Annotated in this window: 22 protein-coding genes; 15 read left to right on the top strand and 7 right to left on the bottom strand. The window is 62.1% G+C overall.

What is annotated here, in order from left to right; genetic code table 11:
* Nucleotides 1-1,061: 1,061 nt before the first annotated feature.
* Nucleotides 1,062-1,970 (top strand): GIY-YIG nuclease family protein, encoded by a 909-nt coding sequence (locus tag CYJ17_RS00520; protein ID WP_159454985.1) that lies wholly within the window; start codon nucleotides 1,062-1,064, stop codon nucleotides 1,968-1,970.
* Nucleotides 1,971-2,025: 55 nt separating this feature from the next.
* Here the strand turns inward: CYJ17_RS00520 and CYJ17_RS00515 are convergent, their stop codons facing one another.
* From CYJ17_RS00515 to CYJ17_RS00500, 4 genes are all read right to left on the bottom strand, one after another.
* The gene (locus tag CYJ17_RS00515) at nucleotides 2,026-2,772 is read right to left on the bottom strand and encodes an amino acid ABC transporter ATP-binding protein (protein WP_087070314.1); all 747 of its coding nucleotides are present in this window, start codon (nucleotides 2,770-2,772) and stop codon (nucleotides 2,026-2,028) included.
* Nucleotides 2,765-3,433, bottom strand: a complete 669-nt coding sequence (locus CYJ17_RS00510) for an amino acid ABC transporter permease (RefSeq protein ID WP_026429043.1) — start codon at nucleotides 3,431-3,433, stop codon at nucleotides 2,765-2,767. Before CYJ17_RS00510 ends, CYJ17_RS00515 begins: the two co-directional genes overlap by 8 nt.
* Before the next feature lie 20 nt (nucleotides 3,434-3,453).
* A complete protein-coding gene (locus CYJ17_RS00505; protein WP_087070315.1) occupies nucleotides 3,454-4,233 on the bottom strand; it encodes a transporter substrate-binding domain-containing protein in 780 nt (259 codons plus the stop codon).
* Between the two features lie 123 nt (nucleotides 4,234-4,356).
* Nucleotides 4,357-5,508: a trans-sulfuration enzyme family protein gene (locus CYJ17_RS00500; RefSeq protein WP_101595667.1), complete on the bottom strand. Its 1,152-nt coding sequence runs from the start codon at nucleotides 5,506-5,508 to the stop codon at nucleotides 4,357-4,359.
* Between the two features lie 451 nt (nucleotides 5,509-5,959).
* Here CYJ17_RS00500 and CYJ17_RS00495 point away from each other — a divergent pair, with 451 nt between their 5' ends.
* From CYJ17_RS00495 to CYJ17_RS00485, 3 genes are read left to right on the top strand one after another with little or no spacing between them, the layout of a single operon-like run.
* On the top strand, nucleotides 5,960-6,481 hold the full coding sequence (locus CYJ17_RS00495) for a PadR family transcriptional regulator (RefSeq protein WP_087070317.1): 522 nt from the start codon (nucleotides 5,960-5,962) through the stop codon (nucleotides 6,479-6,481).
* Nucleotides 6,478-7,287 (top strand): ABC transporter ATP-binding protein, encoded by an 810-nt coding sequence (locus CYJ17_RS00490; protein WP_180948686.1) that lies wholly within the window; start codon nucleotides 6,478-6,480, stop codon nucleotides 7,285-7,287. The genes CYJ17_RS00495 and CYJ17_RS00490 overlap by 4 nt, the downstream gene beginning before the upstream one ends.
* A 2-nt stretch (nucleotides 7,288-7,289) precedes the next feature.
* Nucleotides 7,290-9,482 carry an FtsX-like permease family protein gene (locus tag CYJ17_RS00485; protein WP_087070318.1) on the top strand — a complete coding sequence of 731 codons (2,193 nt, stop codon included), beginning with the start codon at nucleotides 7,290-7,292 and terminating at the stop codon, nucleotides 9,480-9,482.
* Nucleotides 9,483-9,535: 53 nt separating this feature from the next.
* On the opposite strand, the gene CYJ17_RS00480 is transcribed toward CYJ17_RS00485, so the two are convergent.
* The gene (locus CYJ17_RS00480) at nucleotides 9,536-9,784 is read right to left on the bottom strand and encodes a ribbon-helix-helix domain-containing protein (protein ID WP_087070319.1); all 249 of its coding nucleotides are present in this window, start codon (nucleotides 9,782-9,784) and stop codon (nucleotides 9,536-9,538) included.
* A 95-nt stretch (nucleotides 9,785-9,879) separates the two neighbouring features.
* Here CYJ17_RS00480 and CYJ17_RS00475 point away from each other — a divergent pair, with 95 nt between their 5' ends.
* The 8 genes from CYJ17_RS00475 to CYJ17_RS00440 all read left to right on the top strand — a co-directional run bounded on the left by CYJ17_RS00475 (nucleotide 9,880) and on the right by CYJ17_RS00440 (nucleotide 20,134).
* Complete coding sequence (locus CYJ17_RS00475; protein WP_101657643.1) at nucleotides 9,880-10,728, top strand: hypothetical protein; 849 nt, start codon at nucleotides 9,880-9,882, stop codon at nucleotides 10,726-10,728.
* A 488-nt stretch (nucleotides 10,729-11,216) separates the two neighbouring features.
* Nucleotides 11,217-14,135, top strand: a complete 2,919-nt coding sequence (gene adhE / locus CYJ17_RS00470) for a bifunctional acetaldehyde-CoA/alcohol dehydrogenase (RefSeq protein WP_087070321.1) — start codon at nucleotides 11,217-11,219, stop codon at nucleotides 14,133-14,135.
* Between the two features lie 113 nt (nucleotides 14,136-14,248).
* The gene (locus CYJ17_RS00465) at nucleotides 14,249-14,401 is read left to right on the top strand and encodes a hypothetical protein (RefSeq protein ID WP_154653577.1); all 153 of its coding nucleotides are present in this window, start codon (nucleotides 14,249-14,251) and stop codon (nucleotides 14,399-14,401) included.
* A gap of 164 nt (nucleotides 14,402-14,565) precedes the next feature.
* The gene (locus tag CYJ17_RS00460; protein WP_016443345.1) at nucleotides 14,566-15,303 is read left to right on the top strand and encodes a phosphoglyceromutase; all 738 of its coding nucleotides are present in this window, start codon (nucleotides 14,566-14,568) and stop codon (nucleotides 15,301-15,303) included.
* Between the two features lie 160 nt (nucleotides 15,304-15,463).
* A complete protein-coding gene (locus tag CYJ17_RS00455; RefSeq protein ID WP_286049007.1) occupies nucleotides 15,464-17,362 on the top strand; it encodes an anchored repeat ABC transporter, substrate-binding protein in 1,899 nt (632 codons plus the stop codon).
* Entirely contained in the window at nucleotides 17,359-18,522 is a 1,164-nt protein-coding gene (locus tag CYJ17_RS00450; RefSeq protein WP_101595670.1) for a choice-of-anchor M domain-containing protein, read from the top strand. The genes CYJ17_RS00455 and CYJ17_RS00450 overlap by 4 nt, the downstream gene beginning before the upstream one ends.
* Nucleotides 18,510-19,268: an anchored repeat-type ABC transporter ATP-binding subunit gene (locus tag CYJ17_RS00445; protein WP_180948687.1), complete on the top strand. Its 759-nt coding sequence runs from the start codon at nucleotides 18,510-18,512 to the stop codon at nucleotides 19,266-19,268. Before CYJ17_RS00450 ends, CYJ17_RS00445 begins: the two co-directional genes overlap by 13 nt.
* The gene (locus CYJ17_RS00440) at nucleotides 19,265-20,134 is read left to right on the top strand and encodes an anchored repeat-type ABC transporter permease subunit (RefSeq protein WP_087070323.1); all 870 of its coding nucleotides are present in this window, start codon (nucleotides 19,265-19,267) and stop codon (nucleotides 20,132-20,134) included. Before CYJ17_RS00445 ends, CYJ17_RS00440 begins: the two co-directional genes overlap by 4 nt.
* Before the next feature lie 98 nt (nucleotides 20,135-20,232).
* Here the strand turns inward: CYJ17_RS00440 and phoU are convergent, their stop codons facing one another.
* On the bottom strand, nucleotides 20,233-20,958 hold the full coding sequence (gene phoU, locus CYJ17_RS00435) for a phosphate signaling complex protein PhoU (RefSeq protein WP_087070324.1): 726 nt from the start codon (nucleotides 20,956-20,958) through the stop codon (nucleotides 20,233-20,235).
* Nucleotides 20,959-21,139: 181 nt separating this feature from the next.
* On the opposite strand from phoU, the gene CYJ17_RS00430 reads away from it, so the two are divergent.
* The 3 genes from CYJ17_RS00430 (at nucleotide 21,140) to CYJ17_RS00420 (ending at nucleotide 23,843) form a co-directional block, all read left to right on the top strand.
* Entirely contained in the window at nucleotides 21,140-22,375 is a 1,236-nt protein-coding gene (locus tag CYJ17_RS00430) for a sensor histidine kinase (RefSeq protein ID WP_087070325.1), read from the top strand.
* Between the two features lie 9 nt (nucleotides 22,376-22,384).
* Entirely contained in the window at nucleotides 22,385-23,074 is a 690-nt protein-coding gene (locus CYJ17_RS00425) for a response regulator transcription factor (protein ID WP_026429031.1), read from the top strand.
* A gap of 235 nt (nucleotides 23,075-23,309) precedes the next feature.
* A complete protein-coding gene (locus CYJ17_RS00420) occupies nucleotides 23,310-23,843 on the top strand; it encodes a CarD family transcriptional regulator (RefSeq protein ID WP_016443353.1) in 534 nt (177 codons plus the stop codon).
* 145 nt (nucleotides 23,844-23,988) lie between these two features.
* On the opposite strand, the gene CYJ17_RS00415 is transcribed toward CYJ17_RS00420, so the two are convergent.
* On the bottom strand, nucleotides 23,989-25,362 hold the full coding sequence (locus CYJ17_RS00415) for an MFS transporter (protein ID WP_234984455.1): 1,374 nt from the start codon (nucleotides 25,360-25,362) through the stop codon (nucleotides 23,989-23,991).
* Between the last annotated feature and the right edge of the window lie 96 nt (nucleotides 25,363-25,458).

Raw genomic sequence — 25,458 nt, 5'->3', positions numbered from 1 at the left:
CGATAACGTACTTCGCGCGCGAGACGCGCTGGGGCGAATGGCGACAGATTGGACTTACCGCTCCAACCGTAGAAAACCGTGTCCCTACGTACCGGCTCAAAATTGACGATAACTACTTCGGCGAATCGACAACCTTTGAGGATCTCGACACCAACCTCCTAGCCGATAACTTGACTGCGGGAACTAAAGTATCGTTAGTTGCGCGGACTCAAGATACGGAAGACGTGATCGCCTCGAAGGTGCTGAGTGCCAATGAAATGTGCCCTCCGGAACCTGTTGACAAACCCGAGCCTTCCGAACCCAAGGATGATGAAGAAGAGGAACCCACTCCCGATCCGGTCCCAACGCCGGGTGTGGGCACTGCGCCCCCGCCTCTACTAATTCCCTCACCGAGTCTTACGCCGACATTGCCAGCTCCGGAAGTGCCGCCGTCGCCAGGTAGTTTTACACCCGCGGGTGGTGAAACGCCTGATCCAGACAAGACGGAAACACCTGATCCGAATGAAACGGAGTCCCCGGAACCACGGCCGACGGTAGAACCAACACCGCGCAAGCCTGTGCCAACTCCTACCCCGAGCTGCCCGACGGTCACACCTGCCCCGCCGACGCAGACCTCCGCGCCGACGGTAACACCGTCCGAGCGTCCAAGCGCAATACCAACTGTTACGCCGACCGTTCCGGTAACCGCGACACCAACCGATTCGCCAACGGCTACAGCCCCGAGTGCTACCCCAACAGACTCAACAGACCCAACGGCCTCGCCCACCCGGAATCACCCGCGCAACACCAGTGGCCCCAGCACGAGCTTGGCCCATACCGGTGCAGTTACCCTGCCCCTTGCGGTTCTCGCTGGCGTCCTCATCAGCGCGGGAAGCATAAGCTTGCGAAGGCTGCGTTATTAGTTGCGTGACTAATTGCGTGGCGATAGTCGTGCCCAGTCGCGGCTGCTGCACTTTCACATAGAATCTGAGAGGAGCATTGGCACATCGGGGGAACCTAGGCGCCGAACGCAGTTACGTCTAGGAAATCCCCAGATGGAACCCCGGAAAGGCACTGGTGGCATGGCACGCGGCAAAGCGATTGAGCTGTTCTTGGTGGATGGCACGCCCGGCGGGATCATGACGGCAAGCATCGCCGACTGGACGGGCGTCGTCGTATCCGCACGCCGCGACCAGTTATCGGAACTGCTGCGCCGCGAGGACGCCCACGGCAACGGCGTCTACCTCCTCCTCGGCACGGATCCGGACGCCATCGACAACACTTGGTGCTACATCGGCAAAACTGAAAATTTCAGCGAGCGCCTGCGCACCCACGACCAGCGCAAACCGCAGTGGAACCGGGTCGTCATTATCGGCAGCATGCAAAAATCTTTCAACGAAGGGCATTGGGGCTACCTCGAGTCGCGCCTCGTGGATATCGCGCAGGCCGCCGAGCGCTGCTCCATGCCCGATAACAAGCAGGTCCCGCGGCTGCGCAAGCTTTCGGAGGGGCAGCAGGCCTCGGCGGAATCATTCCTGGATAACGTCAAGGTCATTCTCCCGATTCTCGGCGTGAATGTGCTGCGTTCGCGTTCCACGATTCCCGCTGCTCCCGCTCCCGAAACGCCCGCGTCCACGTCCGCGCTATTCCACCTCCGCCAGGCCAATAAAGGGGTGGATGCCACGATGCAGCTGGTGGATGGCGAATATTTCGTTCTCAAAGGTTCGCGCGTCGTCGCCGAATGGCAGCTGCGGGGCGCTTCCGAATCGACGCTCCGTTCCTACACCAGCTACGCCGCGCTGCATCACAAGCTCGTCGACGATGGTTCCATAAAAATTTCCGACGGCGCCGCGGTTCTCACCCGCGATATTGCTTTCGGCTCGCCTTCCACCGCGGCCGCGGTGATCCTGGGGCGCTCCTCGAACGGCCGGCGCGAATGGCTCGCGGATGACGGCCGCACCTTCGGCGAATGGGAGGCGGATAACGCCTAGGAACGCGCGCGGGTGCGCGCCATAGTAGTACGACGACGCCGCGCCTGCCGCGCTCCTACAAATTCTCTGACGGGTCGTACACCGATAAGAACTTCACGATGCGTTCGTTCGCGGATGTGAAGAAATCTTCCGGGGCGCCCTCGTACTGGATGTGTCCAGCGTCCAAGAAAACCACCTGGTCGGCCACGCGCCTGGTGAAATTCATATCGTGGCTCACCACAATCAAGCCCTGACCCTGGCGGGCCAGTTCGGAAAGAACCTTGGACACCTCAGCCGCGAGCTCCGGATCCAGCGCTGAAGTTGGTTCGTCGCACAAAAGATACTTCGGGCGCATGGCAAGCGCCCGGGCGATTGCCGCGCGTTGGGCCTGGCCGCCGGAAAGTTCGGCAGGATACGCATCTGTTTTCGCGCTGAGTCCAACTCGCTCAAGTAATAATTCACTGTCGGCACGCGCGGCTTTCTGGTCTTTTCCGTGCAGTCGTGGCGCAAGTTCAACATTCTCGCGGACGGTCAGATGCGGGAACAGGTGAAAACCCTGGAAGACCATGGCGGAGTGCGAACGGATTTTTTCTTTATCTGCTCGCGTGACCTGCGCGGGGAAGGTGAGCGAGAAATCCTCAACCCGGATACTCCCGGAATTGGGGATCTCCAGCAGGTTCAGCGTGCGCAGCAGCGTGGATTTACCGGAACCGGATGGCCCCACGATCACGGTGGTCTTGCCGGGAGAAAAGCTCGCGGTGACGCCCGCTAAGGCGTGGATATCAGTGCCGAATGTTTTAGCTAGGTCTTTAATCTCAATCATTTTTCACCACGTGCTTGGAGGTTTTCTTTTCCAGGTATGCCTGCAGCCAGGTCAGTAGCGTGCAGATAGCGAGGTAAATCGCCGCAACTTCAACGTAAAGTACCAGGGGCTCATAGACGCGCGCGGTGATCTGCTGGCCGATCTGGAAAACATCGGAAATAGTGATAACGGATGCCAGCGAGGTTGATTTCACCAGGTTCACGAACTCGTTACTGATAGAGGGCAGCGCGATCCGCCAGATCTGCGGGCCAATAACGTGCCGCAGTGTTTGCCAATGCGTGAGCCGTAAGGTGGATGCGGCCTCCCACTGGCCGGAAGGAATGGAGAGTTGCGCCCCGCGGATTCCCTCGGAAATATACGCGCCGGTATTGAGCGAAAAAGTGATGATCGCGGCGAGCCAGGCCGATAGCGTGATGCCAACTTTGGGAAGCCCGAAAAAGACGATAAATAGTTGCACGAGGAGCGGGGTACCGCGGAAAATCCACACGTAGAACCACGCTATGGCCCGAGCTATTCGACTCTTCGATAGCCGAAGCTGGGCGGTAATGATGCCCAACACGAGCGCAATCGCGAAAGAAATGAGCGAAAGCGGAATCGTAACTTTTAACGTGGCCTCTAAGAGTTGCGGAAATGACTCGAGCCATAGCGTGATCGTATTCATGACGTACCTTTTATATGGGCTTAGTTAGGCGAAATATCTTCGCCGATGTACTTTTCGAAAATCTGTGCGTACGAGCCATTGCTGAGGCCCTTAGCAATCGATTCGTTCAGTTTGTCCTTGAGGGGATCGGAGCCCTTGGCCAGCATGACCGAAATCTGGACCGGCTCGCCGCCGGGAACTTTGATGCCGTCCAGATCGGTAGCGGTCGTCTTCTTCAGGAAGTCAGAAACCGTCACCACGTCGTTCACCGTGCAGTCAGCCTGGCCGTTAATGACCAGCTGGGTTGATTCCGAAAAACCTTGGGTGGGCACGATCTCGGCACCGGCCGCGGCGGCAGTCTGGCCGTAGTCGGACGAGGGAGTCTGGGCGCACTTCTTGCCTTTCAGATCCTCCAGCTTGGTAATACCGGCGCCCTTTTTCACTAGAATCTCGGAACGAGAAATGGCGTAAGGGTTGGTGAAATCGTATTTCTGCCGGCGCTCTTCAGTCGGGTTAATGTTATTGATGACGATGTCATATTTGCCCGTATCAAGACCGGCAATGAGCGAATCCCATTTTGTCTCAACGAATTCGGGTTCAACGCCGAGGTCTTGGGCGATGAGCTTGGCGATTTCCACCTCAAAGCCCACCAGTTTGCCCGACTCGTCGTGGTAGCCGTAGGGCACGAAGGTGCCCTCGATACCCACTTTGAGTTTTCCGGATTCTTCTACCTGGGCGAGCGCGTCTTTCTTAGCTCCGCAACCGCTCAGTACGGTCGCAGCGGCAAGGCCGGCGGCCAGCACCTTAAATATTTTCTTCATTGTGGTTCCCTTAATTGATGGTTGGGGTGATTAATAGTTTGGGTACCTAATGGTTCCCTTTGATCGATGGGTCGGGTACTTGATGCTTCCCTCAATCGAGGGTTCAGATAATCGACGGTTCCTTTAATCGATAGCGGACAGGGCATTTTCTAGGTCGGCCTTGAGATCGTGAGCATCCTCAATGCCAACGGATAAGCGGAGCAGGCGATCGGAGATACCCGCCTTTTCGCGTTCTTCCGGGGTGAGGTTTTCGTGGATCATGCTTGCCGGGTGGCAGATGAGAGTTTCCACGGAGCCCAGGGAAACCGCGAAGCGCATAAGCTTCAAATTCTTCGCGAAGGCATGGAAGTCGATACCTTCAGCGAGCTCAAAGGCGAAGAGCGCGCCGTCGCCGCGGGATTGGCGCGCGTGAATCTCCTTTTCTTTGGGGGAATACCAGCCCGGAGCCAATACCCGCGAAACTGCCGGGTGATTCTCTAGGTAGTCCCGCAGGATTGCGGCGTTTTCTTGCTGCCGGTCGAGCCTGATAACAAGTGTTTTCAACCCGCGCAGAATCGAATAAGAATCGAAGGGGGAGAGGGGATTGCCCAGTGCCTTGGAGGCGATTTTCAGGCTGGCGTACCAGGCGTCGTCGTTCGTTAATATGAATCCCGCTAAAACGTCCGAGTGCCCACCGAAATACTTTGTGCCCGAGTACACCACGGCGTCTGCGCCCAGTTCCAGAGGCTTTTGCAGGTATGCGGTTGAGAACGTATTATCCACAACCACCTTGGCATTAACTTTTTTCGCCAAAGCCACGACATGCGAAATATCGGTCACCCGCAGGGTGGGATTCGTGGGCGATTCCAGAAATACCAGCGCGGTATCCTCGGGAATCTCGGTCAATTCGTTGAAGTCATCGACGAACTCGGCGGTTATCCCGCGGTGGGCGAAAAATTCATCAACAAAGAGGAACGTACCTCCGTACACCGAGGACGTGAGTAAAACCCGGTCGCCTGTGGTCAGGGAGGAAAATACCGTTGCGGTTGCGGCCATTCCGGTGGCGAAAGCCAGGGCGTGCTCGGCGCCTTCCACGTACGCGACCGCGGATTCAACAGAGCCGCGGGTCGGGTTGGAGCTGCGCTGATACCCGTACGCGCCGGCCGAGCCGTCGGTGGGCTGCTCGAACGTGGAGGCCAAATAAATAGGCGGGATGACCGCACGGTACTGGTCATCCGGGCGCGATGCGGAGTAATCGTTAACAACTCGGGTGGCAAAAGATAGGTTTTTAGGCATAGTTAATCCATTTTTGGGTGCGTGAAATTGCGGATATTGCTATCCGAAAAATGAGGGAATTGTGCCCACTACGGGCGATGCGGCGACGAAAATGCGCTAAGTGAATTTAGTGGCACATGCACATTCGCATGCACATACACATGCAGGTACCCAGAGCCATGGAGGCGGATACGAATGCAGCGGTGTTGAAAGCCATGGTTGAAAGAGTAATGGCAAAATCCGTGAGACGCAAACTGAGTGGGAAAATCGTTTGTGGTTTTTGCCTCCTTGACCTGCGGTAGTAACGACGGCGCCGCGCCTGCCGCCCCGCGTGCTCGTGTAGCTATCATCGCAACCCGCCCGGTGCACTTACTTTTCGCTACGGCTCCCGCACTCCTTGCACACCCCGCGCCCGCCGCTATACACTCGGTGACTAGTAGAACTAGTTACTGAGTGAATAGTTGGTATCGGAATGGAAGTTCAGTACGCATTCCTCGGTTTGCTTACCCGCGAACCGAATTACGGCTACGAGTTGAAAAAGCTCTACGACCGCTACTTCGCGGGCGATAAGCCGATTTTGGCCGGCCAGGTGTATGCCACCCTGGCGCGGCTGGCCCGCGATGCCAAAGTCGCGCAGGTGGGTGATCATGAAAGTTCGGGTGGCCCGAGCCGCACGCGCTACGCCCTCACCACCACCGGGGAGCGCTCCTTGCGTGAATGGCTGGCCACTCCGGAAGTTCCGGCGCTAGCCCTCCAAGAAGACCTCTATTTCAAAACGATTCTTTCGCTCCTCGTCACCGGAGATGCCTCCGGCTACCTCAAAGCGCAGCGCGCCACCCACCAGCAGCGCATGCGCGAACTCACCACCCGCAAACAGAATGCCCCGCTGGCCGAAAAACTTCTTCTCGACAGCGCCATTTTCCATATCGAGGCCGATCTGCGGTGGATCCAATTGACTTCCTCGCGCCTCGACCAGCTCAAGGAGGAGCTATGAGCAATACCGCTATGACTAGCATCGGCACGGGCGCACCAGCCGCGAGCGATATCATCCTTTCCGCCCGCGACCTCGCGAAAAGCTACGGCAAAACCGTGGCCTTGCGCGGCGTCAGCGTGGATATTCGTCGCGGGGAAGTCCTGGCCATTATGGGGCCCTCCGGATCGGGCAAATCGACCCTGCTCCACGCGCTGGCCGGCATCGAACTTCCCGATAGCGGCACGGTCACGTACTTCGGCCCGGCCCCGGCGGACCGGCGCAGCGCTCCGGATGCCGCGACCGCACGCCAGCTCGCGAGCCAGTCCGGCGCCCCGGATGCCGCGGCCGCAACCCATCCCCGCGAGCTCACCGCGCTTTCCGATAACGACCGCACCCGGCTGCGCCGCGAGGATTTCGGCTTCGTTTTCCAATTCAGCCAGCTCGTCCCGGAGCTCACCGCCCTGGATAATATCGCGGTGCCGCTTCTCCTGGGCGGCACCAAGAAACGCGCCGCCTACGCCACCGCCTACCGCTGGCTCGAACGCGTCGGCCTGGCGGACCACGCGAAGGCCCTACCTGGCGAAATGTCCGGCGGGGAAGCCCAGCGCATCGCCATCGCCCGCGCGCTGAGCCCCCACCCCAGCATCCTTTTCGCCGACGAACCCACCGGCTCCCTCGATTCCCTCAACTCCGAATACGTCATGAGCGGCCTGGTCCAACTGGCCCGCGAACACGCCATGACCGTGGTGCTCGTCACCCACGAACCGACCATCGCCGCCTACGCGGACCGCGAGATCATCGTCCGCGACGGAATCCTGGAGGCATAACCATGCATATGGCCTGGATCGTGGTACGCCAATCCCTCAGCCGCACCAAAGGCCGCCTCGCCCTCATCACCGGCGCGGTCGCCTTCGGAACCGTCCTCCTGCTCGCCTTCGCGGCTTTCACCCACGCCACCCTGGATCGCACCGCCGAATCCTGGGAGGACACGCTGCACGATGCACCTTATGCTTCGGATCTGCCCGCAGCTGCGGCGTCGTCGCACATAAAAATGTATCGCCCCGGTATCGATGACCTTGCGGTGATCGGTGGGGCGCAGGTCGAGGTTGTGTATGTGGACGCGGCCGGGGTGAGCGATCCGGCGCAGCTGCACGGCATTACCTGGCCGGGCCGCGGCGAATATCTGCTCTCGCGCGGTGCCCGAACCCTGCTGGAGACCAGCGCGAATCCGGCGGTCGCCCACCGCTTCGGGCGCGTGGATCGGGGCACGCTGCCGCAAGAGCTCACCAACGGCCCGGACGACCTCCTCGCCGTGGTGGGCACCGATCTGAGCGAAGTGGAAGATGCCCGCAGCCTTGCGTCCTTCGAGCCGGCCGGCTCCAGCGGAAGCGACCCGAATTTCATTCTGCTGCTCATCGGGCTGGTGGTGCTGCTGTTCCCGGTGCTTTTCCTTATTTCCATTTCGGCGGCGCTCGGCAGTGCTCAGCGCGAACAGCGCTACGCCACCTTGCGCCTGGTGGGGGCTACCCGGCGGCAGGTGCGCGGGATTCTTATTCTTGAGGCCCTGGTGGGAGCGGCGGCCGGGTACGTGCTGGGCGCGGCGCTTTTCACGGTGGCGCGGCCGCTTCTCGCGGAGATTCCACTGGCGCGCGGGCGTTACTGGGCCGAGTCCCTCGCGGTCACGCCGCTGGCTTACGCGCTTGCCGCGCTCGCGATTATTGCGATGGTGGTGGGAGCGAATCTGTGGGGGCTGCGGCGCATCGATGCCACGCCTCTGGGGGTGGTACGACGCCGCCGCACTCTCACCCGCCCCTCTCCGATCAGTTTCGCCGGTATCGCGCTGGCCTGCGCGATCTTTGGCTATCTGTATGTCACCAGCGAGCCGGATAACGCCACCGGCACCGAACAAAATCTTTTCCTGATTGCGCTGGTTATCATGATGCTCGGCCTGGTGGTGGCGGCGCGCTGGTTGATCTACGTGCTGGCCGGTCTGAGTGCGCGCTGGGCGCGGCGGGCGCCCATGATTATTGGCCAAAAATACGTGCGGGCGCATTCGGGGCGGATTGCCCGCTCGGTTTCCGGGGTGATCCTCGCGCTTTTCGCCGGTACCTTCTTTATTACTACGGTTTCTGAAGTGGATTTCCTGGGCGCGCAGGTGCCGACCGTGGCGGAGAAGATGCCGAGCACCACCGCGGTGCTCGCGAACCTCAGCCCGGAGCAGGCCGAGGCCGCGGCCCGGGCGATTCCGGCGAATGTTCCGGGGGCGAGGGCCCTCACGGTGCCTTATCTCGCGCGGTCCTGGGTGGTGCTTCCCTGCGAGAGTGCCGCTCGCGCTGTGGGGCTCACGTGCCAGGGCAGTGGCGTGATCGGCGTGAATTTCTGGGATCTGGCGGATGCGCCGGGCGCCGTCGTCGAAGCTCCTGATGCCATGCAATTAGCCGAAACCGTGCAGGGAAGTTACAACGCGTATATTTCCGGGGAGGCGCGCGCGGTGCTGCTGGAGCTGCGCGAGCCGGGCGATATTGAGGCCGTGCGCACGGTCCTCATGAATGCGCAGCTCACCGAGCCAGGCGGCGTGTTTGTGTTCGCCGGTGGGCGCGGTATCGCGGTGGCGGTGGATAAGACCGTGGAGACGATGACGTACCTGGTCTACGCCGGAATTGCGCTGACCTTTGCGGTGGCGATTGTGTCGCTGCTGGTCTCGACGTACGCGGGGTTATTGGAACGACGCCGCTCTTTGCTGACTCTGCGCCTGAGCGGCATGCAGGTGCGCCAGCTGGCCGCCATGCTCGTGGTGGAGTCGGTGCTGCCGCTGGCGGTCATCGCCACGATCACAACGGCGGCCGGTTTCGGGGCGGGCTGGCTGCTCATGGAGATGCGTTCTGTTTCCCTGGATGCCTCTTTCTCTCCTGTGCTGCTGGTGGCTTTGCTGGCCGCGCTGGTGCTTTCCCTGCTCGCGGTCCTGGCGCTGGTGCCCGCGCTGCGCCGGGTCAGCGAGCCGGCCAATAACGCCCAGGAGTAGCGATCAGGAGTAGCGCGACGGGGTTGTAGGGGCTGAGGCATGAAGTGAAATTGTCATGCTAAGACGGCTTCGCGAATCAGTTCGGAGCGTGTAACATTGAGCTCCCGAGCGCGAGCATCAATGGCTTTAATTTCCTCTGGCGTGAAACGGACGGCAACCACCTGGCTGGGAACGGTGCCTCGCCCGGGGCGCCCCCGCCCCCGTTTGGTAAGAGTCTCGACATCGTAGCCGGCTTCCGCTTCGGCGGCCCATGCCTGTATTTGTTCTTCGGTAACCGGTATTCCCTTGATCGTTTCATCCATAGAATTATCGTATTACAAAAAGCGTTACCTGGCTATGCGCTCGCGGACTGCGACATGCCATTGTTTGCATAGATATTCCATGAAAAAATAAGCGCATGGAACCAATGAGTGCATTAGAGGTAGTGGGTTTTCCGGCAGATACTACCGAGCTGAAGAAGTGCTTGGATCTGAGCACCATGAAAATGTTGGCCGGTGATCCCTACTACGAATTCCTTGTTATTCACGATGACCCCTCGGGCGTATGCGTGGGATTCTTTAAAACTGCGGATGGTTTCTTCGCTGAAACAATGGCGCTTCTCGGTTCCGCTGGGCACGTGGTGAGTGCTTTCCAGTTGGCGCCGGGGCTTGCGCTCGTAGATGTATACGATCCGGCTTTCTTCGACGATCCAGGGATCTTCGATGATCCGGACTTCAACGAGGAAGATGCGGATAAGTGGCTCCTCACGCGCGTGCTCGTGTGTGTGGATGACCCCCACATGTATCCCATCCACCATTCCGTTCGCTATGCCTACAGCACCGGCGATCTGGCTCACTACACTAACTATCACTTAGCCGCTATTGGGGTGGCCCTCGAGGTATTTCCGACCCTTGAAGAGTGGGAGAAAGCTAAGGAATCCATCGGTGACGACAGCTTCACTTTCGGTCCGAAACTCATCATGAGTCCAGATCTTTTCGACCTATACGAGGGCGAGTGTGAGCCCGATGAAGCCAGTCCCAGTGCCCTCTTCACGGCAGTGTGTGAGAACGTTGAGATTGTCACGAATAGCCGTACAGGTAAAAAGTGGTACAGCATCGACGCTGATTGCGGCTTCCCCATCAAGCTGGCTCTCCCCATTGATATTGAGCCGGCACCGCAACCCGGTTCTATTGTCGATGGCGGTGTTCTTCTTACAGGCTCTACCGGCGCGGTCCGGGAGGATTACGAGGAGGAGTTGGACGACTAAGGGTATGAGTGGAGCCCCGCGAAGCTTCACATCACCCGCCGAAGCACCCCGCGCCCGGCTAGCGCCGTCGTGAAAAAAATAACTTTGCGGGCGGCGAAGAAGAGGACATCAGTCCCGCAAAGTTGTCTGACTTTTACTTTTTGCGTCGCACCGCGCGCGCGAGCCGCGATTTTCTGAGGAATTTTCAGGGCTTTTCAGTGCGTTTTCCGCGCGTAAAACCGCAGGTAACGGGCAGAAAGTCCCGACTTTCCCCGCGCTCATTCCGCGGCGCGCCCGGTGCGAGCTGCGCTACAACGCAAGCATCTTTCATTCGCTAAGGTAAAGGCGCGAGCGACGATGGAGCCGGCAACCGGCATCACGGCTCGCACGGAAACGCGCGTGGTTCGTCAAGAGCCGGCGTTCTCCCGCACGGCGGGCCTCCCGCAGCGCGGGGCAACGCTATATGCCGAAGGTGACACAGGCGCGGATCCATCGGGAGAAAGCGAACTATGGCTACCACTCAGCAAATTGGTGACCGCACCGACGTTGGTGACATGATCGATCGCTTGGCATCGCAGGCAATATCCGCCCTCGAAGAATTCGATGCCTTCGATCAAGAAAAGATTAATGCGATTGTGCACGCGATGGCCCTTGCCGGGGTTGATCAGCACATGGTGCTCGCCAAGGCCGCCATTGAAGAAACTGGCCGCGGCCTCTACGAAGATAAGTGCATCAAGAATCTTTTCGCCACGGAATACATCTGGAACTCCATCAAGTATGACCGCACCGTGGGAATTATTCGCCAGGATAAGCAAAAGGGCATTATCGAAATTGCCGAGCCCGTGGGCGTGATCGCCGGAGTGACCCCGGTGACCAACCCGACGTCCACCACGATGTTCAAGTGCATCATCTCGATTATGACCCGCAACCCGATTATTTTTGCGTTCCATCCCAGTGCGCAAAAGTCTTCGGCGCTGGCCGCGCAGGTCATGCTGGACGCCGCGATTGCCGCCGGCGCCCCCGAACACTGCATCCAGTGGATCGAAACTCCCTCCCTGGAAGCCACGAAGACCCTGCTCAACCACGATTCCATCTCCCTGGCCCTCGCCACCGGGGGAGCGGGCATGGTGGCCTCCGCCTACTCCACCGGCAAGCCGGCCCTGGGCGTGGGTCCGGGCAATGCCCCGGTGTACGTGCACAAGACCGCCAAGATCAAGCGCACCGTTAATGACCTCATCCTCTCGAAGACTTTCGATAACGGCATGATCTGCGCTTCCGAACAGTCCCTCGTGATCGATGCCTCGATCCGCGAAGAACTGCTCGCCGAATTCGAGCGCATGGGCTGCCATATTGTCACCCCGGAGGAAAAGAAGAAGCTTGCTAAGTTCATGGTCAAGGCGGATGGCACCATCAGCGCCGACGTTGTGGGTATGAACGCGGACCGCATCGCCGAAGGTGCGGGCATTGACGTTCCCACCGGAACGAAGATCCTCCTTGTTGAGCTGGAGGGCCTGGGCCCCGAAGAACCCTTCTCGCGTGAGAAGTTGTGCCCGGTGCTCGGCTACACCACCGTGGAAGGCGATGCCGAAGGCTTCGACGTGGCCGAAAAGCTGCTGCGTTTCGGCGGCCTGGGCCACACCGCGGTGATCCACACGGAAGATAAGGACGTGGCGCGCGAATACGGCCTGCGTATGAAGGCCTGCCGCATTATCGTCAACGCTCCTTCCGCGCTGGGTGGCATCGGCGACGTTTACAACGGCCTCATCCCCTCCATGACGCTCGGGTGCGGTTCCTACGGGCGGAATTCCGTCTCGCATAACGTCAGCGCCGTCGACCTCATTAATATCAAGCGAATTGCGGAAAGGCGTAACAATATGCAGTGGTTCAAGGTTCCGCCGAAGACGTACTTCGAGCGGTACTCCACGCAGTACCTGCAGAAGATGCCCGCGATCTCGCGTGTCTTCATCGTCACCGACCCGGGCATGGTCATGAACGGCTACGTGGACGTTATTATCGATCACCTCAAGGCCCGCCGGGACGACGTCGCCTGGAACATCTTCCAGGACGTGGAACCCAACCCTTCCTCGACCACGGTGTTCCGCGGGGCGAAACTCATGGAAGAATTCCAGCCCGATTGCATTATCGCCCTGGGCGGCGGTTCCCCCATGGACGCCGCGAAGGCCATGTGGCTCTTCTACGAACATCCCGAATCCTCGTACTTCGGCATGAAGCAGAAGTTCATGGATATTCGCAAGCGCACCTACCGCTTCCCGAAGCTGGGGCGCAAGGCGCAGTTCGTGGCCATCCCGACCACCTCGGGTACCGGTTCGGAATGTACGCCTTTCGCGGTGATTACCGACGCCGAAACCCACGTCAAGTACCCCTTCGCCGATTACGCGATTACCCCGAATGTGGCGATTGTGGATGCGCAGTACGTGGATTCGGTGCCCGCGCGCACCGCCGCCGATTCCGGTATGGACGCGCTCACGCACGCGATTGAATCGTACGTGTCCACGATGGCCAGCGATTACACCCGCGGCCTGTCCATTCGCGCCGCCCAGCTCATCTTCGCCAACCTGCGCAAGTCCGTGCTGGATGGCGATATGGAAGCGAAGGAAAAGGTCCACAACGCTTCGGCTATGGCCGGTATGGCCTTCGCGAACGCGTTCCTGGGCATTGTGCACTCGCTCTCGCACAAGGTTGGCGGTGAATTCGATATTGCGCACGGTCGCACCAACGCGATCTTCCTGCCGCATGTTATTCGCTACAACGCCACCAAGCCCTACAAGCACTCCATCTTCCCGGCCTACGAGCACTACCGCGCCGACGAAGACCTCGCGGAATTCGCGCGGTACATGGGCTTCCCGGCCTCGACCACCGAAGAGGGCGTGCAATCCCTCATCGACGAGGTCACTAAGCTCGCCGAGGATCTCGGTATCGAGATGAGCCTCAAGGCCAACGGGGTGACCTGGGAAGCGCTCGAGCCCAAGCTCGACTGGCTGGCCGACCGCGCCCTGGAAGACCAGTGCACCCCGGCCAACCCGAAGGCCCCGCTCGTCTCCGAGCTGCGCACCCTCATCGTGGACGCCTTCGAAGGCGAAGTGGGCTACACCGCCTCGCGCGGCGTGGATGTGCTCGCTGACCTCGGCACCGGTGAGGCGGCCCGCCGCCGCGCGGCGAAGGCACGCAAGGGTGACTCCTCGCGGCCCTCGGCCTCGCAATCGGCCACGAACGCCCAGGTGGAGATCTACGATCACAAGGCCAAGGCCAGCCTCGAGCACGCCGAAGCCGATCAGGATGATCCGGCCGCCGAAGAGCTCGTCGATACCCAGCTCGAGGGCGCCTCGCCCGCTTCCGCAAAGGCTTCCGGGAAGGGCGCCAAGGCGGAAAAGAAGAACGACGGCGCAGCTGAAGGCGCGGCGAACTAAGCCGGCAGAGCCAGCCTGGCAGGTGGCGGGCGCCGGGGACACGCAGTCCGGCGCCCGCCGCGCTAGGCCTCAAGGCTCGCCCGTGGCGAGCTTCCATCGGTAGAGTGGGTAAGGTGAAGAAGAAACTACTGACTGTGGCGGGCGCACTGCTGTGCTCCCTGGCCCTGGCCTCGTGTTCCTCGTCCCCTTCGGATAACCCCAGTTCCGACCCGAGCTCCTCGGGCCCCGGATCCTGCTCGGTGGAATCGAACGCGCCGGGCTGCTAAGTGGCCGTTTCGCAGCTGTCAATCGGCTGCTAAACCGCTGGTGGCCCAGCCCTGCGCACGCGGCCGGCAGTGATGCCGGGCGCGGGCGCACGGCGTCGTCGTTCCCCTTTAAGTTCTAGGCAAAGGGCGTGGTAACCCGCGCCGCGACATGAAAGAATAACAATATGACCTACACACTGGTATTGCTCCGCCACGGTGAGAGCGATTGGAACGCAAAGAACCTGTTCACCGGTTGGGTTGATGTGCCGCTCTCGGAAAAGGGGCGCGCGGAAGCCGCTCACGGCGGCAAGCTCCTCAAGGAGAACAACATCCTCCCCGACCTCCTCTTTACTTCGCTGCTCCGGCGCGCGATCACCACGGCGAATATTGCCCTGGATGAATGCGATCGCCACTGGATTCCGGTGCAGCGTTCCTGGCACCTCAACGAACGCCACTACGGTGCGCTGCAGGGCAAGAACAAGAAGGAAATCCGCGACGAATACGGCGAAGAGCAGTTCATGCAGTGGCGCCGCTCCTACGATGTTCCGCCGCCGGCCATTGAGCTCGGTTCGGAATGGTCGCAGGATCAGGATCCCCGCTACGCCGGTGAGCCGATCCCGCGCTCGGAATGCCTCAAGGATGTGCTGGCGCGCGCGCTGCCCTACTGGGAATCCGATATCGTCCCCGCTATCAAGACCGGCAAGACCGTCATGATCGCGGCGCACGGCAATTCGCTGCGCGGCATCGTCAAGTACCTTGATGACATCTCCGATGATGACATCGTGGGCGTGAACATCCCCACCGGCATTCCGCTGGTCTACGAGCTTGATGAGGAAACCCTCAAGCCCGTGAAGAAGGGTGGCACCTACCTCGATCCCGAAGCGCAGAAGAAGATCGCGGAAGTTGCCAACCAGGGCAAGTAATTCGCGTCATGCGCACGTAATTTGCAGCTGCTAGCGCTGAGCTAGGCAAGCTAGGTAGCAGGGCTCCGGTCAGACCGGGGCCCTGTTGCTGTTAACTCAGTCACGGCAGCGCGGCCGGGACTTGTCCATCCCCGCCCCACCCCCTACCATTGAGCTGGTAATGATAACGGTTATCGTTACGGCTTGTGAGCGGCTCGGCCGCTGCCTGGGAAGCGCCCGGCCTGAAAGCCGAGCGCAGCGCCGCCGCCCGGCGGCCTGGATTCACGTATCCGGAGGTGTGTGTCCGAGCATGATGAAGCTGCTACCCGCCATCGCGTCCATCTTCGCGATGGTCTGCCCTGCCGGTATCCCTTCCGGTGGGAGCCAGGAAGCGCTGACGGGTAGTGTTTCGGCCGCGGGAGTGAGGACCCGCGCCGAAACTGGCGATCGGAATTCCGATGCGCCACGGGTTGTCGCCTCCACTCCGATACTCGCGGACCTCGCCCAGAATGTTCTGGGCGAGCGGGGTGAGGTGACTTCCCTCGTGCCGCCCGGGGCAGACCCGCATTCTTTTGAACCGTCACTACGGTCCTTGCGGGAACTGGCCCGGGCGGACATCGTCTTCTCCAACCAATTGCTGCTGGAGGACCAAGCGCTGCTCGCCACCATGGATGCTACCAGGCGCCCCGGCGTAAAAAACGTCGGTTTGGGTGAGGCGGCCGTCGCGTACGGCGCACGCCACATCGCACTCGTTGAAGACGCAGCCCTCAGTACCGTGTGGCTCGGTTTCCGTGCCGGCGCACCCGTTGCGGCACAATCACGGGAGGGGAACGACGACGCCGCCCCTTCCGCCCCCACCACTTCGGCTCCCAGTGTTTCGCTGCGCGCGGTCTCGGTCACCGGCCCGGGCACCCTCGCCGCTTTCACCACCGGAACGTTCGGGCGACCCAAGGTCTATATTGATTCCTCGCGCGAGGATCTCGGCCATGTGGATCTTCCCGCCCAGGCCCACACCCATATGTCTTGGGCTTTTTCCGCCCCCGGCATCTACGAATTGCGCATGCGCGCCGAAGTGCAGGAGAACGGGGAGAGCCGCAGCCTCGGGGAGGGCACGGTGGTCTTTGCCGTTGGGGTAGACCCGGCCAGCACCGGGCGGACCCGGGTGATCGATGCCGGCCACGTGGATATCACCATGGCCGATAGCGGCGCCATTACCCTGCGCGGGGAAATCGAATCGGCCCGCACCACCGAAGTTTCCCCGGATAGCGCGGTTGTGGCGGTGCCCCATACCGTGGCCACCCAGATTCCCGGCGATCCCGCCTGGCGTTTCCTAGGGCGGGCCGGGGATACCAGCTGGGTGCTGGCCCAGGCGGTGCTCGGCGAACACGTGCACGGCGATGTGGATCCGCACCTGTGGCTGGATGCCTCGAACGCCATCGCCTATGTGGAAACCATCGCGGCCGAGCTCAGTGCCCTTGATCCGCAGGGAGCGCCCACCTACGCGGCCAATGCGCAGGCGTATATTGCCAGATTGCGAGGCGTGGATGAGTGGCTGCGCGGCGTCGTCGCCTCTATTCCGGCGCGGCAACGCAAGCTCGTAACCGCGCATGACGGCTTCGGCTATTTGGCGCGTGCCTACGGCCTGGACACGGTCGGTTTCGTCACCCCGAATCCGGCGCTGGAGCCTTCCGCGCGCCAGCTCGCCAATCTCACCCATACGCTCCTGGACCTGCGCGTTCCCGCGGTATTCGGGGAGCCGACCACGGCCTCGCACGCGGGGGAGTTGCGGGCCGTGGCGGGCGCGGCGGGTGTGGCGGTCTGCCAGCTCTATTCTGATTCTTTCGACGGCGCCGCCACCACCTACGAAGCCATGATGATCGCCAATGGCCGCGCCTTGAAAAGCTGCCTCGATCCGGGCGCGCTGCCGGCCTGGCCTCCCGACTACCAGGTCCCGCGGCTGCCCCTGCCTACCGCGCCCGATACGCACGCGGACCCGGGCGCTGCGCCGCAATCTGATTCGCAAGCCGCGCCGCCCGCCGCTCAGCTTCCCGCTACCGAACCCACGAAGGACAACTCATGACTCGATTCTCTACCGCGCACCTGAGCGCACGTTCCGGCGCCGTCCGCTCTGTTAGCGCCCGCCTGCTCGCCGCCCTGACCTTGATGGTGCTCAGCTGCGCTCTGGTGCTGGCCATGCCCGCGCGGGCCTTCGCCCATCCGGACCCGGCGCCCGCGCAGCCCTCAGCCGCGCCGGGCTCCACTAGCGGGAGCGGCTCCAGCACCGCCGTCGATCCGGCTCTCACCCAAACGGTGAGCGGGGACGAGCAACTCGCCCCGGCCGGCACCCCGGTGGAGATCAGCTCCGGCCACGTGGATATGGGCCCCCGGCTCACCGATGCCGGCTGGGATTTCCTGGTGCGCGATGACTCGGGCGCCGCGCCGGTGTGGCGCTCCATGGACGACGTGGTCTTCCGGGTGGGGGAGGCCGCCCGCATGGAGGTGCCCGCCACCGATGCCTATTCCTTTATTCATGCCTCCGGCCCGGCCTACGTGATCCCGCAGCAGCAGCTCGCCGACGTGCCCTGGCTCGGCTGGAATACCCAGGACCCGGGCGTGGTCAGCCGCGTCAATGGCGATGTGGCCCTCACCTACGGCGGGCACGCGGGTGAAGGCCAGTTCACCGCCTTCGTCGATTCGGGTAATTTCTCCGGGCCCACCCTCCTGTGGAATTCCGAAGTCGCCACCTCGCAGCCGGTGCACGTCTCCCTCAATACCCACACCCACGCCAATTGGGTCTTCACCCAGCCCGGCGTGCACCTGGTGCGCCTCACGGTATCCGCCCAGCTCACGGACGGTACCCAGGTGGAGAAAACCGTAACCTTGCGTTTCGCGGTGGGTGCGAATACCTCTGCCGACGACGCCCGCGCGGCCCAGTGGCCGGTCGGGAGCGAAGGCGCAGCTGGCAGCGGCTCGGCCGCGGATAACGCGCAGGCCGGGCAATCTGCCGCGGGCCAATCCGGCACCGCGCAATCCGGTGCGCAGGGCTCTCAGAACTCGGCTGCCGGCGAGGCGGAAATCCCGCTGCGTTGGGTGGTGATCGGCTGCGCCGGCGCGGTGCTCCTCATTGCCGCCGGTTTCATCGGGGCGCGCGCCTCGCGCCGCCGCCACCAGGAGGCCGCGCTCGCGGCCCGCACCCAGGCCCGCGATAGCGAGGCGGAGGAGGAATCGTGCCAGCGCTAACGGTTCGTGACCTCGCGGTTGTGCTCGGGGGAGTGCGGGTGCTGCGCGATGTCAATCTCGAGGTGGAAGCCGGCGAGCTCGTTGGCCTCATCGGCCCGAATGGTGCCGGGAAAACCACCCTCATGCGCAGCATTATGGGTCTGCTCACCCCGGCAGCCGGCACGGTCGAGGTGCGCGGGGAGCGGGTCCGGCCCGGCCGCCCGCACCGCGCCATCGGCTACGTGCCACAGTCCCGCGCCACCCAATGGGGCTACCCCATGAGCGTGGAGGAACTGGTGGCCACCGGGCTGGAACGCCGCGGGTTGCTCGCCCGGGCGCGCCTCGGGCGTAGCGCGTGGGAAAAAGTCTATGCGGCGCTCGATAGGGTCGATTTATTCGAGATGCGCCGTCGTCCCATCGGGCAGCTATCCGGCGGGCAGCAACAGCGCATCCTCATCGCGCGCGCCCTCGTGCGCGACCCGGCCATCCTCCTCCTGGACGAACCCTTCACCGGGCTCGACCACCCCACCCAGGATTCCCTGGCCGATCTTTTCCTCTCGCTGCGCGCCGGCGGGGCCGGAATCATTATGTCCACCCACGACCTCACCCAGGCCGTCGATATTTCCACCCGCGTGGCCCTCCTCAACCGCACAATTATCGCGGCCGGTCCGCCCGCCGATATCCTCCGCGCCGACCTGTGGATGGAAACTTTCCAGGTGCGGGCTTCCTCGCCGCTGCTGCGCGTCCTCGGAATGGTGAAAGCATGAGTTTCTTTGATTTCCTGGCCGACCTGTCCAATCCGGTACTCGGCTTCCTCCCGCGCGCGTTGCTGGTCGCCATGCTCTCCGCGGTGGTGTGCGGGGCGGTGGGCGTACACGTGGTGCTGCGCGGCATGTCCTTCCTGGGGGATGCCCTCGCCCACGCCGTTTTCCCCGGCATCGTTATCGCATTTGCGCTCCAGGGGTCCATTCTGGTGGGCGGAGCGGTCGCGGGCGGCGTCGTCGCCCTTCTTATCGCGCTCGCCTCGCAAAACCGCAACCTGCGCGAAGACTCCATTATCGGCATCTTTATGGCCGCGGCTTTCGCCTTCGGCGTGGCGCTGATCGCGCGCATCCCCGGCTACACCGGTTCCCTCGAATCCTTCCTCTTCGGGTCGCTCACCGGCGTGGATAGTTCCGACGTGCTCACCTCCGCGGTGGTGGCCGCGGCCGTGCTACTTTTCCTGGCCGTGCTCCACCCGGCGCTGCTCTCCGTGAGCGTGGACCGCGATTTCGCGCGCGCCACCGGCACCCGCGTGCTGCTCGTGGACGTGTGCCTCTACCTCACCGTGGCGCTCGCGGTGGTGATTTCCGTGCAATCCATCGGCAATATTTTGGTGCTGGCCCTGCTCGTCACCCCGGCCGCCACCGCGCGCCTCCTCACCGACCGCGTGGGCACGATGATGCTCCTCGCCCCGCTCCTCGGGTGCGCGAGTGCTTTCGTGGGGGTGTGGCTGTCCTGGGCGGCGGATATTCCGGCGGGTGCGGCCATTGTTCTTGTCACGACGGCGCTCTTCGCCCTCGTGTGGTTGAGTGTTCCGGTGCGCGGGAAACTAGTGCGGGCCCGTACCGCACGCGTCAGCGACCGCGTGTAGTACAGGCCCGAACGACGGCGCCGCGGCCGGCCGCGGGAGCCTAGCTGGCTAGTGAGCTGAGCTGGCTCGCGAAGCTGGCCGGTGCGGCGAGGCGGCGATTAGTCTTCCATATCCCCGGCGGAGAAACCTTCGGGGAAGTCGCCACCGAGCATTTCTTCTTCGGTGCCGGGGGTGGATTCCACATCCACGCGCAGGCCGGTGACCAGGAAGTGCATGCGGCGCGCCACGGTCACCCCGTGATCCCCGTAGCGTTCCAGGAAGCGACCCAGCAGCACCACGTCCACGATTTCCTGGTGGCTCATGCCGTTATCTTCATCGAGCACCAGCTGGAAGGACTGGCGGTGCAGATCGTCAAGAACCTCATCGCGTTCATCGATTTCATCGGCGATGGCGAGGTCCTGCTTGCGCACCAGCTCTTCCACCTGGCGGCCCACCCGCACTGCCTCATCAGCCATGCGTACCAGCAGGTCGTAGCCGGGGCCACCCACCACGCGCTCGGGGAAACGCCCGCGCGCGATATAGGCAACGTGGCGGGCCAGATCGCCCATGCGCTCCAGGGTGATGGCGATGCGCATGGCGGTCACCACGGTCCGCAAATCCGAGGCGACCGGCGCCTGGCGCGCCAGCAGCGAAATAGCCATATCCTCAATCTGACGCTGCAGCTCATCAATATTCGCATCGGCATCGATAACCGATTCCGCCAGGGCCAGGTTGGCGTTCCGCAGCGAATCTGCGGCGTGTTCCATCGCCCGAGCGGCGCTGCGAGCCTGCTTGGCAAGCGTTTCCTCGAGCGTCTTCATTTCGTTGCGGAATTCTTGACGCATTAAAGCTCCTCATGTCTGTGCGCCCGCGGGCGCGTTCGTAGCGCACGGCGGCGCACCACAGGTTTCATTTCAGCAGTACGGGGTTAACACTAGCGGCATATTGCGTAAACAGTAGGTAAATAGCGGGGTTTCGGGGCTGTGGGGCGTGCCAGGCTCCGCTCGGACAGGCTAGTCTGGAACCATGGTAGAAGGAATCGCTGTTCTTGCTGCGGTGTGCGGAGGCATCGCCGTGGGCATTATCGCCTCCCTGGCTTTCGCCTATTCGCAGCGTTCCCTGCGCCCGCTGCGGGTGACCACCACGGTGGAGCCGGTGGAGGATGCCGTGAAAGTCCTCGAGGCGATTCCGCAGTTCTTTGTGCTGGTGTCCGCGCTTGATGTGGTGGAACGCGCTTCCACCCAGGCCTATAGTTTTGGGCTGGTACGTGATGATCGCCTGGTGCGCCCGGAATTCATCCAGCTGGTGGCGCGGGTGCGCGATACCGGGGAAGTACTCTCCCGCCCGCTTTCCATTAAGCGCTCCACGCTGAAAAACCAGAGCGATACCCGCTTGATGGTCTACGCGGCGCCGCTATCCGGCGGGCGGGTGCTCGTGCTTTTCGAGGACAATACCGAGAAGCTCAAGCTGGAGGAAACCCGGCGGGATTTCGTGGCCAATGTATCCCACGAGCTAAAAACCCCGGTGGGGGCGATTTCTTTGCTGGTGGAAACCCTGGAAAGCGCGGCGGATGACCCGCAGGCGGTGCGGCATTTCACCGCCCAGCTGGATACCGAAGTGGTGCGCCTGCGCGGCCTGGTTCAGGATATTATCGAGCTTTCGCGCCTCCAAGAAGGCAATGCGCTGACCACCACGGAGCTCGTGGATGTTGATGCGGTGGTGGCCGAATCGGTTGCGCGGATGGATGTGGAAGCCGCCAATCGCGGGGTGAAAATTGTGAGCGGCGGGCAGCCGGGCCTCGCGGTGTATGGCGATAGGCGCATGCTCGCCACCGCGATCCGCAATCTTTTGGATAATGCGGTGCGCTACACCCGGCCGCACGGGCGGGTCTCGATAGCAACATCGCTGGCGGATGGGCAGGTGCTTATTTCCGTCGTCGACCAAGGTGAAGGAATTGAGGCGGCGCAACGCGAGCGTATTTTTGAACGGTTCTACCGCGGGGATGCCGCCCGGGACCGCAATTCCGGGGGCTCCGGGATCGGCCTTGCTATCGTCAAGCACGTGGTCCAGGACCACGGCGGGCGGATCAAATTGTGGAGCAAGGTAGGCCAGGGTTCCACCTTCACCATCTGCCTACCCGAGCCATATATTCCTGACTCTGCTGCTGGTTCTGAGCTGGCCGGTAGCGCTGCGTTGGCCGGGGATTCTGCGCTGGCTCCTAGTCTTGAAACCGATCTGCTCGAGCATTCGGAGAGGAAGTAACGAAACACCATGACCACGATTCTTGTTGTTGATGACGAACCGACCTACCGCGATACCCTCGCATTCAACCTGGGCCGGGACGGTTACGAGGTGGTCACCGCCGCGGACGGCACCGCGGCCCTCGAACAATTCCGGGTGGCGCGCCCCGATGTGGTGCTTCTTGACCTCATGCTCCCCGGGATGTCCGGGGAGGAAATATGCCGCCGGATTCGGGCCACCTCCGATGTGCCCATCATTATGCTCACCGCCAAGGATTCTGAAATCGATAAGGTGGTCGGCTTGGAAGTCGGCGCGGATGATTACGTGACCAAGCCGTATTCCTACCGGGAACTGGTGGCGCGGGTGCGGGCGGTGCTGCGCCGGGCCAGCACCGGGGCCGCCGACGACGTGGACGAAGATGTGCTGCGGGTGGGCCGGGTCGAAATGGATACCGATAAGCACGAAGTCTACGTGGGCGGGGAACTCATCAGCATGCCGCTGCGGGAATTCGAACTCCTCGAACTCTTCTTGCGTAACCCGGACCGGGTGCTCACCCGCCCCCAGATCCTCGACCGTATCTGGGGCCTGGACTATATGGGTGACACCAAGACCCTGGATGTGCACGTCAAGCGGATTCGCTCGAAGATCGAAGTGGATCCCTCCGCGCCCACCGCGCTGGTGACGGTGCGCGGGCTCGGCTACAAGCTGGTTTCTGAGTAGTCGCGGCCTGGGCGCGAGCGCGGGCGGCTGCCCGCGTTCCCGCATGCGGAGTGAGCGTGCGGTCGGTCTTCCTGCAAACTTGGGCGGCCTGCCTGCCTGCGAACTTGTGGCCCGCACCTCAGCGCTTTGTGGCTTGCAGCGCAAAAAAGATCAGAGACTACACCGTCAATGGTAAAATGTCTATCGGATATGCGCATATTGCGCGAACGCGCAGCGGAGAAAGGGTTCTGATTCAATGCCGTTCAAGGTCGGAGAAACCGTTATTTACCCGCATCACGGGGCAGCGGAAATTACTGATATTTCAGACAAGATTATCAGGGGTGAAAAGCGCACCTACCTCACGCTTAACGTCATGCAGGGCGATATGGTCATTCAGGTTCCGGCCGAATCCATTGAGGAAGTTGGGGTCCGTGATGTCTCCAACGAAGATCAGCTTGAAGTGGTGTTCCGGGTCCTGCGCGAACAGGATGTGGAAGAACCTTCCAATTGGAGCCGGCGGTTCAAGGCGAATACCGAAAAGCTCACCTCGGGGGATGTTAATAAGGTAGCCGAAGTGGTGCGTGACCTGACCCGCCGGGATACCGACCGCCACCTTTCGGCGGGGGAGAAGCGGATGCTCCAGCGCGCCCGCCAGATCCTCTGCTCGGAAATTGCCCTCGCCCGCGAATTGAGCGAAGAAGAAGCCGGTGAACTCCTCGATGAGATCCTGGCCGAAGGTAACGAAGGCCGGGAAAGTAGCTCAGAAGAAGGCGCCGCGGCTTCCGCCTAGTTCGCCTCAGGCGCGTGGCGTTTTCGTTTTTTACGGCGCACGCTCGTTTTGAAGCACAGGCACGTTTTGAGATCCGTGTGAACGAAGCGGTCCGGGAATTCTCCCGGGCCGCTTCACGCATTAAGGTTCGACGACGCTGCCAGAGTTAGCGCCGCCCGGCGCGCAGCGAACCGTAGAAAGCGGCCAGCCCCACCGCGAGCACCGCGATAATCCCGAGGATGCCGTAGTGGGCCGCGGCGTCGCCGCTTACCCCCGCCAGCGAGCCGAAGCTCATAATCGCAGCCGAATAGAGGGCCGGAGTGAGGAAAGAAACCGCGCGGCCGGTGGTGGCATAGAGGCCAAAAAGCTCGCCGCTATTCTCCCGGCCGGCACGCCGCGCCAGGTAGGTACGCGAAGAACTCTGGACCGGCCCCACGAAAATGCACAGCAGGGAGCCAAAGACCCAGAAGAGGGATTTCCCGGCGTCGTGCATAAAGAACAACACACAGCCGCACGCGATCATCAAAGTGAGCGACATCAAAATAACGCGGCGCGCACCGATAATATCTTCCAACCACCCGAACGCAATGGTCGCAACCCCCGCGATCACGTTCGCCGCGATGCCGAAAATCATGACTTCCCCGGGCGTGAAACCGAAAACGCGAGCCGCGAGCACCCCGCCGAAGGCGAAGACGCCGGCCAGGCCGTCGCGGTAAATCGCGGAAGAAATGAGGAACCAGAACGTGGAGCGATCCGCGCGCCACAGCCGCGCAATAGAGCGGAAAATCGCCCGGTAGGCGGCGATGATGCCGCGGGATTGTTCCCCGCGCGGGGCTTCGTCGCGGGACAGCACCATGAGCGGGGCGGAAAAAACGAGCGTCCACAGCGCGCACGCGATCATGCATACGCGGATGTTCATGCCGTTCGCGCTCGTCACCCCGAACCAACCGGTATCCGGGCTGATGAAACCAATAAAAAGGATGAGGAGCAGCACGATACCGCCCACGTAACCCATGCCCCAACCGAAACCGGAGATGCGGCCCAGGGTGGCCGGCGTGGAAATATCGGTGACCATCGCGTTGTAGACCACCGAACCGATCTCGAAAACAATATTGCCCACGGCCAGCAGCACCACCCCGAGCCACAGGTAAGAAGGCGAAGGCGCCACCAGGAACAGCAGCGCCATGCACACAATCGTGACGAAGGTGGTGAGGGTGAGGAGGGAATTTTTCTTCCCCGAGCGGTCCGCCCATTGCTCCACCGCAGGCGCGATAAGCGCCACGAGCAGCCCGGCCAGCGCCAGGCCCCAGCCGATCAAAGCATTGGCTTGGGTCCCGAAGAATTTTTCGTTGGACAGATACGGGGTGAAAACGAAAGTCGTGACGACGGCGTTAAAAGCTGCCGAACCCCAATCCCACAGCGCCCACGGGAGCACGCGGCGGTTGAAAAGAACGGAACGCGCGGGCGGCGTGGCCGGCGTGCTGGCCGGTTGCGTGGCCGGCGGCATGCTCGCGCCCGGCGTTGCGGAAGTGTTGTGCATGGCTTCATCGTAGGCGAGGAGGGTAACGAGGCGTTGAACGGCGCTCGCGGGGGAGTGGTGCGGGAATAGGTACGACGGCGCAGCTTCGGTCACGGC

The sequence above is a fragment of the Actinotignum timonense genome (assembly GCF_002860685.3).
GTDB lineage: Bacteria > Actinomycetota > Actinomycetes > Actinomycetales > Actinomycetaceae > Actinotignum > Actinotignum timonense.
The sequence above is the reverse complement of the archived record's forward strand: the minus strand, read 5'-3'. Positions and strand labels throughout refer to the sequence as shown.